Raw genomic sequence first — 10,349 nt, 5'->3', positions numbered from 1 at the left:
CTTTTATGAAGACTTAACTTCAACCCACTCTAAATAGCTCCGACCAGTTACTCAAATAGGCAGGAGAGCGATTGCACTGATTCATTTGCCAAGGTTCTTTTTTCTCATGGCAAACCCCTAAAGAAATCATATTTTTACCAAAACGTTCAGTAATGGCATCCATCGTATTGGAGAGTTCTTCACGGTCATTTTTATGGCTATAGTCGGTAAAAAGATCATGCACAAATTTAGATTTATCCATAATTTCCAAAAGGACGATGCCCGCCTTTTTGTATTTAAACCCTGACTTGAAAATTTGGTCAATGCCTTTCATGGCAGCCTGTGTAATTTCAAGTAAATCATCGGTATGTTCATGCATGTGCACAATGGTATAGGGCGAGTAACGTTCACTTTGGCTAAAACGACCTGTTTGAATATACACCCCGATCATTCTACAAATAGAGCCATCATGACGTAAGCGTTTAACCGCACTGGCAACATATAAGCGTACAGAGGCTTTGATGTCATCAATCTCATACACAGCTTGACCATATGAGCGACTACTAATAATTTGTTTATGTGCAACTTCATCACTTTCAATATTGATGCAAGACATCCCTTGAAGTTCACGGACAGTCTTTTCCATGACAATACTAAAGTGCTTTTTAATTTCACTCGGCTTGGATTCAATCAGATCTAAAACCGTATAAATACCCATCGCGTTCAGCTTTTTGCAGTTCTGTCGACCGACGCCCCAGACTTCACCGACCTCCACATGTGCAAGCATGTATTCAGCAGTACATGGGTCCATGTGTGCCAAATTGCACACACCATTTAAAGCCTTATTTTTCTTGGCCAGATGATTGGCTATTTTGGCTTCTGTTTTAGAACGACCAATTCCAATACAGCAGGGAAGACCAAGCCACTGCCATGCCTTGTCTTTCATGTCTTTGGCATAGTCAGTGAGGTTAAATAAATGCTCATAAGCTGTTAGCTTTAAAAAACATTCATCAATGGAATAGATCTCTTGTTCATCGGCTGCCACATATTGCCCCAATAACTGCATGAAGCGGCGAGACATTTCCCCATATAGAGCATAGTTACTCGAAAACACTTGAATATCATGCTGCTGGACGAGTTCTTGAATTTGAAAAAAAGGGACAGCCATGCCAATGCCGAGATCCTTGGCTTCTTGGCTTCGAGCAACTACACAACCATCATTATTACTTAATACAATCACAGGGCAGTCATTGAGCTTTGGATTAAATACGCGTTCACACGAGACATAGCAATTATTCACGTCAACGAGCGCGAATATTTCAGTTTCATTTTTCATGTTGCTTCTTCTTATTATTCTTAACGGTGGTACAAACGTTTTAAGTTAAACGTCACCACTCCCCAAATGACAAAGGTTTGATTTTCTGTAGGAATAATATGTTCATACTCGGAGTTTTCAGCTTTTAGCCAAAGTTGAGGCAAAGGGTAGTTTTCATCTCCAAAAATGTCTTTGATATCCGACTTTGACATTTTGCTTGTCATCATCAGTCTTTTAATAGTGGAGTCATTATTATCAATTAAAACCACCACAATGTCGTAGTGTTTGGCTTCAATACTCCGATCAATAATAATTGGGTCATTTACTTCAAGACCTGCGCCTAACATTGACTCACTGTCTACATGAGCGATGAACGTTGAAATGGGGTTTTGTATTAAAAACTCATTGAGATCGATGGCTTTGCCTTGTTCATCTTTAGTGCTGAAGGCTGGGCCTGCTGGAATGCGCTCTAAAGAGACAGGAATGGAGACTTTAGACTGAGGTAGAACAGGGGTTAGCCCAAGTTGATCTGAAAGTTCAGCTTGCTGTGCAATTTGTTCGAGCATGCTATTGATGGTGGGGCTGGGTTTGCCGTCTGGCCCCATGAGATCTTGTAGAGACGACCATGCGTCGTCCGAGAAGTAGATAGGTAACTTCTTTGACATGTTGAATACTCCTACGCTACAAGGCGTGTTTGGAAGTGAAATCTGTCTGTTTAGAATATGCTGATGTGGGTGAAAACTCAAATTTAAAAACACTGAATAAACAATGCTCCGTCAATTTTGGTCGCGGATAGCCCACCTGAATATTTCAAGGTTAATCCAAGCCAAAGCCCAATTTTTTATTTGGCATTAAGTTCAGCGCATTTATCTGCGGGTAAATTATATGAAATTGCCAGCAATCAACTCCAGCCCAATCTTGCGCAGATAAGTGGGGTTGGTGAAGTTGAAATTGATGGCGCGTCTATGCCTGCGGTGCGGATCACCTTAAATCCGAATGCACTCATTGCACAGGGCGTTTCATTGGAACAAGTCCGTACTGCAATTGAAAAAAGCAATACAGTACAAGCATTGGGCGTGGTTGAAACCGATCAACTTCGTTGGCAAGTTGCACTATCGAATGATTTAAAACAAGCGCAAGATTTTTCAAACTTGGTGATTCATCGTAATGCTCAAGCCATCGTACGTTTAAAAGATGTGGCTGAGGTGCAAGATTCTGTTGAAAACCGCTATGTCAGTGGTTTTCATAATGGTAAACCTGCAGTGATTATCAAAATCAGCCGTCAACCCAATGCCAATACCGTGGCGACCATTGATCAAATCAAAGAAAAACTGCCTGAATTAAGATCACTCATTCCCGCAGATGCGCAATTGACTACGGTGATGGATGGTTCTGAAATCATTCGCGCAGGTTTAGCGGAAGCCCGCGATACGTTGTTGTTTTCCATGCTGTTGGTCATTATTGTCGTTGCTTTGATGTTAGGGCGTATGCAAAGTGCTCTTGTGCCGAGTATTGCCATGTTGGTGACTTTGGTGGGGGCTTGTAGTTTGGTGTATTTGGCGGGTTTTTCGCTCAACAACCTCTCCATTATGGCAGTGATTGTCGCTATAGGATTGGTGGTGGATGATGCGATTGTGGTGCTGGAAAATATTGAGCGTCATATTGAGCAGGGAGACTCTCCTGTACAGGCTGCCATTAAAGGGATTCAGGAGGTGGGGCTGACTTTAATGGCCATGAATTTGGCTTTGGTGGTGATTTTCATTTCAGTGTTGTTTATGGGCGGTGTGATTGAGCGGCTGTTCCGCGAGTTTTCACTGACCTTAGTTTTTATTGTGGTGTTATCGGTTTTTGTTTCCTTGGTCCTAACACCAAGCTTATCTGCACGTTGTCTAAAACCGCTAGAGAGCGACCAACATCAGCCTTTATATCAATTTAGCCATCGTTGCATGCAGCAGTTTAATCATGCTTATTTAACATCTTTAAAATGGATGCTAGCACATGGCTATGTCGTGATTTTATTTTGGTTGGGTGCGATTGGGGCTTCATTCTATGTTTATCAGCACCTTCCTAAACGGGTATTGCCTGAGCAGGATACAGGACGGGTTGAGGCTTTTATTCGTGGTGATGACGGGTTTTCCTTTCAAATTATGCAACCCAAAATTGCAGCCTTTAGTGAAAGCTTGTTGAGTGACCCTGCTGTAAAAGATGTGGTTGGAACCTCAGGCGGAGCAGACGGAACCACCAATTCTTTTTTCATGGTGAGTTTAAAACCCAAAGCAGAGCGTGAGGGGCAAAGCTCACATGCCATTTTGGATGCGCAACTTGATGTGCTGCAGCAAACCCAAAAAAGTTACCTACGTTCAGTGCAAATTTTAAAAAACCAATATACAGCAGGGATGATTGCGCGGGCAGATGTGATACAGGCAGAAACACAGTTGAAACAAGTGCAAATACAGCAGATTGAAATGCAGCGTGAACGTAATTTACAGGAAAATGTGCTGGCGGTCTTACAGGGTAAAAGTGTAGTTCAGTTTCAACTGGTGAAACGTCAGCAAGGTTTGAGTATTCCTACTGTACCTGCATAGTTACCAAGTCGCTTACTCATGCAACGTCCTGATGTGATTCGTGCAGAGCGAGAGCTTGCGAGTACACATGCACAGTTGGGTTTAGCACAAACGGCATGGTTGTCAGATATTAATATTGGTCTTAATGCGAGTTTAAATAGTCAAGTGTTGGGTCAGTTGTTCCAAGCCCCTGCATACTTATGGTCTACGGGATTAGAAGCGGCTCCGGTTATTTTTGATGGTGGAAAACGTCAAGCTGAAATTGCCCAAGCGCGGGCAAGTTATGATGAAAAATTAGCAGCCTATAAGCAAGCTGTACTTACGGGCTGGAAGGAAGTTGATGATGCTTTAATGCAAACTTCAAGTTTGAAACAACAACAACTGGAGCAAGCTCAGTTACTGCAACTGACTAAAGAAAATGAACAAGTGGTGATGCGACGTTATAACGCAGGTTTAGTCAGTTATTTGGAAGTGGTCACGGCGCAGAATTTAAGGCTGCAAGCTGAACAGAGCACATTAGAGTTACAACAAATGCAATTAAAAAATACAGCGCAATTAATGACTGCTATGGGTGGAAATATTTCCTAGACACTTGCTTTCTTTCCAAGTGGTGATTGACCAAACCATTAAGCCTTACATCTTGGGCATCAGATGTAAGGCTTATACTATGTATTTGAAAGTAATAATAAAATAGAAAGTATGTGCTATTGAACACGAACTTTTATGACACACCGTTTATAAAAACAGTGCGCCTGACATTGCTCCAAAGAGCATGACCCATAGTGGATGAATTTTTTTCACTAAGCTTAACCCCGTTGCCACGATAACGATCGCGATAAGCAACCAGTTCTGAGCAGATGCTGCGGCAATAATATAGGCACTGACCAAAACCAAGCCGACAGTAATTGGTTTCAGTGCTTTTTCAAACATGCTACGTAGCGGGTGATCCTTAAACTGATTCCAAAACTTGAGTGCAAATATAGTCAGTACAGAAGAGGGCCCAAACTTCGCCAATGAAGTCACGAACAGTCCAGCAGGTCCAGCCACATGCCAGCCGACCAGTGGCACAATCATCATATTGGGGCCCGGTGCCGCTTGAGCCATGGCAAACATGGTACTGAACTCTGTGGCAGTAAGCCAACGATGCACTTCGACTACTTGATGTTGCATTTCAGGCAAAATTGCATTGCCGCCACCAAAGGCCAATATAGAAAGCTGGGTAAAAACGATGGCTAAGGAGAGTAAAATCATGCGTTTTTTCCTCTTTTTTTCAAGCTTAAGACTGCGACATTGATGCTGACTAAGATCAGTAACGTTAATGCCAAGGGAATCTTAACAATCAGCATAAAGACAATGGTCAGCGCGATGGTAAAGATCGTGAGGTAACTTTTCAGAATGGGTTTCAACATTTTTAACCCCATCGCAAATAGTAAACCTGCTGCCGCTGCTGCTAGTCCCTGTATCATGTGCTGAATCACGGGGATACTTTGAAATTGGCTATAGAGCTGATACAGCAAAATTACAATCACCGTCGGTGCAAAAATCAACCCGAGAACAGCACTAATAGCACCTTTAACTCCCTGAAACTCATAACCAATCGCAACAGCCATATTAATGATGTTTCCGCCGGGGAGGATTTGACAGACACCCAATAAGTCCGTGAACTCTTCCGTATTGAGCCATTTTTGGTCTTCTACAACCATTTGGTGTGCAAGTGGCAGTACGCCACCAAAGCCCATGAGTCCCAGCTTCATAAAGCCTGCAAATAGTGCCCGAGAAGTCGGGTGGGTTATTTGTTCAGCAGGGAGCACTTCAGTGTTCATGTCTTTCGCCTTTTGTGGAATGTGTCCAGTATGAACCTGTAGAGATATATTGAAAAATGCTATTTTTGACGTTATATATACTGAAAAAGTATGTTTGATGGGGCAGACATGATGGATATCCATAAACTCAGAGCATTTGTTGCAGTTGTAGAAGAAAGTAATATTTCGCATGCTGCGGTACGTTTGAATATGCAACAACCACCGTTGACACGGATTATCAAAAGCTTGGAAGAAGAGCTGAATACTCAACTGTTAAAGCGTTTGCCACGTGGTGTCGAGGTGACAGAAGCGGGCAAGGTTTTGTACAAAGAAGCCCTTGCGATATTGGCGCATGCACAGTTAATTCCTAAACGTGTGCAGGATATTTCTTTAGGGGTTGAAGGTCAGATTAATATTGGCTTTACCAACTCGGTTGGCTTACATCCTTTTTTACTTGCCTTGCTGCGTAACTTTCGGGAAACTTTTCCACGTGTTTCAATTCATCTGGAAGAAGATGGCAGTAGCTCGCTGATAGATTCCATTAGTAATGAAAAAAATGACATTGTGTTCTTACGCAAACCTGCACCGATTGGCCTTGGTTTAACCAGTCTACATGTATTAGATGAACCGCTCATTGTGGCTTTACCAAATAATCATCCTTTGGCTGAACAAGCCGAACCGATTCACTTGCTGGATCTTGAACCGCATGATTTTGTGTTATACCGACGTTTAGCTGGACAAGATTTATTCGATAATATTTTGGCCAGTTGTTACCAAGCTGGATTTAGTCCCAAAATTGTACAAGAAGCGCCACGTTTAACCTCAAGCTTAAACTTGATTGCTGCGGGGATTGGTTTATCCATCGTGCCTGAGGCCATTCGTGACTTTTGGAATAAGCAGATTGTTTATAAAACGCTTAAGGCCAATAACCCATGTATTGCGCCGATTTATGCAGTCTATAAAGAAAATATAGACAATGTCCGTTTGCAACACATCTTAAAGTTATTGCAATAATCTGTTGAATATTGTGCACCTTATTCTGCCTGACAAGAGCCGGCTTAAAGTGCTAAGGTAGAGTGATGATGTGTTGTATTTAAAGTTTTATACCTATAACGAATGCTCGTATGGAGCAAAATATAATATTTAGCAATATGAGGTGTTTAACCCATGCTTTTTAATAAAGTTTCTTTTGCACTTACGGCTCTACTTTCTTCCTCTGTGGTAATGATGAGTGGTTGTACAACCAGCCCGTCTAGCAGCGTTTCAAATACACAACAACAGACGCAAAATGCCTTATTGGTCTATGGTGGCCCCATTTTAACTATGCAAGGCATGCAGCCCAGCTATGTCGATGCCATATTAATTCAAGATGGAAAGATTCGTTATACAGGCACATTGTCTGAGGCTGAAAAGCTTGCGCCACAGGCGAAACGCTTAAACTTGAATAACAAGAATGTCATCCCAGGCATCATTGATGCCCATAGTCATTTAAACTCTGTCGGTATGCAGCAAACTGTGGCTAATTTATATCCGCCACCAGATGGCAAGGTGGTGAGTATTGCCACACTTATCCAAGAAATGAAGGCGTGGGCGAAGCAAAATCCAACTTTTGTCCAAGCGACTTCTGGCTAGATTATTGGCAATGGTTATGATGATGCCCAGCTACAAGAGAAAGCTCATCCAACAGCCACAGATTTAGATCAGATTTCAACGACTCAACCTGTACTGATTTTGCATCAGTCTGGACATTTGGCCTCTGTGAATCACAAAGCGCTAGAGTTGTTAGGCATTAATGAAAAAAGTAGCAACCCCAGTGGTGGTGTGATTCGACGCGTAGTAGGGACCAATATTCCGAATGGTGTACTGGAAGAAAGTGTCGTGATTGAGGCTATGTTACAGGCGTTTAAAACGGTCCCACCTGAAATGATGCAGCAAATAGCGTTGACTGCGGTACAGACCTATATGAAAAATGGTTACACCACAGTACAAGAAGGACGGGCTGATCGTGGTACTTCAGAACTTTGGCGCAGTTTGGCCAATCAAAATAAATTAGCCATCGATGTCGTCTCTTATCCTGATATTAGTTCTGAACAGGCGTATATGCTCGAAAAAGGTGTAAGCAAAAACTATGTAAATCACTTTAGAATTGGTGGCGTGAAAATTAGCTTAGATGGTTCACCCCAAGGTAAAACAGCATGGTTAACTGAACCCTATGTGGTTCCGCCTGAAGGGAAAGATAAGAACTATCGTGGCTATCCTGCATTTCCAGAGCAAAAAACAGTCCAGCACATGATTGATTTGGCTTTCAGGCAGCATTGGCCCATTTTGGCACATGCCAATGGTGATGCCGCGATTGATCAATACCTCAATGTGATTGCCAATGCGCAAAAGAAATATGATGCCTCACAGCGACGAGATGTGATTATTCATGCACAAACCATGCGAGAGGATCAACTGGATCGGGCGAAACAGCTTCACTTGATTCCCTCATTTTTTTCTTTGCATACCTACTACTGGGGCGACTGGCATGTGGCACAAACCTTAGGTGAAAAGCGTGCTGAACACATCTCACCAACAGGTTCGGCCTTAAGAAAAGGCATGATTTTCACTGAGCATCATGATGCTCCTGTTATCCCACCGAAAAGCATGATGGTGTTGGATGCAACGGTTAATCGCACCACACGAACAGGCAAAGTTTTGGGTGAGACACAAAAAGTCAGCCCGTATATCGCACTTAAAACGATGATGGACTGGGCTGCATATCAGTATTTTGAAGAAGATATTAAAGGCACTTTAAGTACAGGTAAATACGGTGACTTTGTTATTTTAAGTGCCAATCCAATCACCACTGAACCATCTAAAATTAAAGACATCAAAGTTCTTGCAACCTATAAGCAAGGACAGTTGGTTTATCAAAGATAAAGTTGTTTAGCGGCTTGTAAACCTGCGACTGAAAAGGTCATGAGATGTTTGACTAAAAGTGCAGGTTCAAGCTTGGAGACATTTTTAAGTGGGCTTGGACCATTTGCATCTGCCAAAATTAGCATCATACAAGGCGCGACGGTGCTGAGTACACAAGGCAAAAGTGCAGGATGATTTTCATCGATACCTGAAACTTGGCTAATAATTTTTTTAACCAAAAGAAACTTTCGCGCACCATCATTTTGCATAAACGTGTATAGGTGGGTAGTCGGTGAAAAAAGTTCGCGAACAAACACTTTGCTATGCCAGACATCGGTTTCAACCAGCTTACCGATCAGGCTTTCAAAAAAAGCTTCCAGTTTTTCAGTAGGCGTTTTAGAGCTGTTAAGCAAGGTCAAGAGTTCTTGTTCATCAATATAATGCGTATGTGCTTCGGCAAGTACGGCACGATATAAGCCATCACGACCATCGAAGTGATAGTTAATGGCAGCTAAATCGACTTCGGCCAGCTTGGCAATGGCTTTACTCGTGGTTTTTGCAAAACCATCCTGAGCAATTAGGCGGCCAGCAGCATCCAAAATTTTAGATTTGGTTAAATCACCATCACTACGTCCAGCTCTAGACATTATTTACTCTGCATCAAAATTTAGACTTGAAGTATATCTTTCTTAACTGAATTGTTATAGTTTAAATTAAATTTAAACTTGTATTGAAACTAAGCGAAGGTTTGGTGTGCATGAACAAAAGTAAGTTCATATTGTTGGTTGGGGTATTGCTCATTGCTGTAGCGGCTGCATTGTTGTGGTTCAGTCGAGACAAAGCCGATCCCGATCATCTGGTGCTATATGGCAATGTCGATATTCGACAAGTCTCGCTGGCATTTGAAACGGCTGGGCGTATTCAAAGCTTGGCTGTTCAAGAAGGTGATCGCGTTCAAAAAGGTCAGGTTCTTGCCGAACTAAATACTGAATCGCTGACTATACAAGCACAGCAAGCCCAAGCACAGTTACAAGTTCAACAGCAAACCTTAAATGAGCAAGCTGCGGGCAATCGACCTGAAGAGATTACCCAAGCGAAAGCGAAAGTACAGTCTGCCCAAGCCCAGTTTGAAAATGCCGATAAACAATACCAACGTTTAAATGTCTTAAATCGGAGTACTGCGGGTCAAGCGGTGAGTAAGCAAGAGGTTGATGCTGCAAAAAGCAATATGAAAATGGCGGAAGCGGCCGTAGGTGAAACAAAAGCCAACTTGGAGCTACTTTTGAAAGGTGCACGCACAGAAGATCGTGAAGCGGCTAAAGCACAATATGAATCGACCAAAGCCAATCTTGATTTGATTGATTATCAAATTACTCAAAGTAAGCTGCTGGCACCTGTTAATGGCGTAATTCGTGCACGTTTACAAGAAGTTGGTGACATGACGACTTCAAACAAGTCCGTCTATACCATTGCCCTGATCCATCCTAAATGGGTGCGTGTTTATGCAAGTGAAATGGATCTTGGGCATATCAACATGGGCGCAGCAGCACAAGTTATTCGTGACTCACAACCGAATCAGCCCATCACAGGAAAAATTGGTTATATCTCATCTGTGGCGGAATTTACCCCGAAAACGGTACAGACCGAAGATATTCGCACGACTTTAGTTTATGAAGTCCGTATTTATGTCGATGACCCGAATGACCAACTGAAGATGGGACAACCTGTGACGGTGAACATAGCCAAATCATCTCGCCCAACGGCCACGAACAATCCTTAAGGCAGGGG

The 10,349-nt window shown here is 42.5% G+C and carries 7 protein-coding genes and 3 pseudogenes; 5 read left to right on the top strand and 5 right to left on the bottom strand.

Going from position 1 to position 10,349, the window contains the following annotated elements:
- Window positions 1-19: 19 nt before the first annotated feature.
- Both ACY3FQ_RS09880 and ACY3FQ_RS09875 read right to left on the bottom strand, forming a co-directional pair.
- On the bottom strand, window positions 20-1,315 hold the full coding sequence (locus tag ACY3FQ_RS09880; protein WP_279741503.1) for a Y-family DNA polymerase: 1,296 nt from the start codon (window positions 1,313-1,315) through the stop codon (window positions 20-22).
- A 20-nt stretch (window positions 1,316-1,335) separates the two neighbouring features.
- A complete protein-coding gene (locus tag ACY3FQ_RS09875) occupies window positions 1,336-1,959 on the bottom strand; it encodes a LexA family protein (RefSeq protein ID WP_279741502.1) in 624 nt (207 codons plus the stop codon).
- A 129-nt stretch (window positions 1,960-2,088) separates the two neighbouring features.
- Here ACY3FQ_RS09875 and ACY3FQ_RS09870 point away from each other — a divergent pair.
- Window positions 2,089-3,879: pseudogene (locus ACY3FQ_RS09870) on the top strand (efflux RND transporter permease subunit); the annotation flags it as partial.
- Window positions 3,880-3,891: 12 nt separating this feature from the next.
- Window positions 3,892-4,446 (top strand): annotated as a pseudogene (locus ACY3FQ_RS09865) (TolC family protein); the annotation flags it as partial.
- Window positions 4,447-4,593: 147 nt separating this feature from the next.
- Here the strand turns inward: ACY3FQ_RS09865 and ACY3FQ_RS09860 are convergent.
- Both ACY3FQ_RS09860 and ACY3FQ_RS09855 read right to left on the bottom strand, forming a co-directional pair.
- Entirely contained in the window at window positions 4,594-5,109 is a 516-nt protein-coding gene (locus ACY3FQ_RS09860) for a chromate transporter (protein WP_489773980.1), read from the bottom strand.
- Window positions 5,106-5,681, bottom strand: a complete 576-nt coding sequence (locus tag ACY3FQ_RS09855; protein WP_489773979.1) for a chromate transporter — start codon at window positions 5,679-5,681, stop codon at window positions 5,106-5,108. Before ACY3FQ_RS09855 ends, ACY3FQ_RS09860 begins: the two co-directional genes overlap by 4 nt.
- A gap of 108 nt (window positions 5,682-5,789) precedes the next feature.
- Here ACY3FQ_RS09855 and ACY3FQ_RS09850 point away from each other — a divergent pair, with 108 nt between their 5' ends.
- On the top strand, window positions 5,790-6,674 hold the full coding sequence (locus ACY3FQ_RS09850) for a LysR family transcriptional regulator (protein ID WP_489773978.1): 885 nt from the start codon (window positions 5,790-5,792) through the stop codon (window positions 6,672-6,674).
- A 153-nt stretch (window positions 6,675-6,827) separates the two neighbouring features.
- Window positions 6,828-8,582, top strand: a pseudogene (locus ACY3FQ_RS09845) (amidohydrolase).
- Here the strand turns inward: ACY3FQ_RS09845 and ACY3FQ_RS09840 are convergent.
- Complete coding sequence (locus ACY3FQ_RS09840) at window positions 8,573-9,208, bottom strand: TetR/AcrR family transcriptional regulator (protein WP_004693547.1); 636 nt, start codon at window positions 9,206-9,208, stop codon at window positions 8,573-8,575. The pseudogene ACY3FQ_RS09845 and the gene ACY3FQ_RS09840 overlap by 10 nt on opposite strands.
- A gap of 110 nt (window positions 9,209-9,318) precedes the next feature.
- Here ACY3FQ_RS09840 and ACY3FQ_RS09835 point away from each other — a divergent pair, with 110 nt between their 5' ends.
- Window positions 9,319-10,341, top strand: a complete 1,023-nt coding sequence (locus tag ACY3FQ_RS09835; protein WP_489773977.1) for an HlyD family secretion protein — start codon at window positions 9,319-9,321, stop codon at window positions 10,339-10,341.
- The last annotated feature ends 8 nt before the right edge of the window (window positions 10,342-10,349 follow it).

It is taken from the genome of Acinetobacter sp. AB03 (genome assembly GCF_058107045.1).
This window is presented reverse-complemented; position numbering and strand designations above follow the sequence as displayed.

Coding starts and splice junctions, on each gene's coding strand:
- ACY3FQ_RS09880 (WP_279741503.1), bottom strand. CDS start 1,315: ATGAAAAATGAAACTGAAATATTCGCGCTCGTTGACGTGAATAATTGC.
- ACY3FQ_RS09875 (WP_279741502.1), bottom strand. CDS start 1,959: ATGTCAAAGAAGTTACCTATCTACTTCTCGGACGACGCATGGTCGTCT.
- ACY3FQ_RS09860 (WP_489773980.1), bottom strand. CDS start 5,109: ATGATTTTACTCTCCTTAGCCATCGTTTTTACCCAGCTTTCTATATTG.
- ACY3FQ_RS09855 (WP_489773979.1), bottom strand. CDS start 5,681: ATGAACACTGAAGTGCTCCCTGCTGAACAAATAACCCACCCGACTTCT.
- ACY3FQ_RS09850 (WP_489773978.1), top strand. CDS start 5,790: ATGATGGATATCCATAAACTCAGAGCATTTGTTGCAGTTGTAGAAGAA.
- ACY3FQ_RS09840 (WP_004693547.1), bottom strand. CDS start 9,208: ATGTCTAGAGCTGGACGTAGTGATGGTGATTTAACCAAATCTAAAATT.
- ACY3FQ_RS09835 (WP_489773977.1), top strand. CDS start 9,319: ATGAACAAAAGTAAGTTCATATTGTTGGTTGGGGTATTGCTCATTGCT.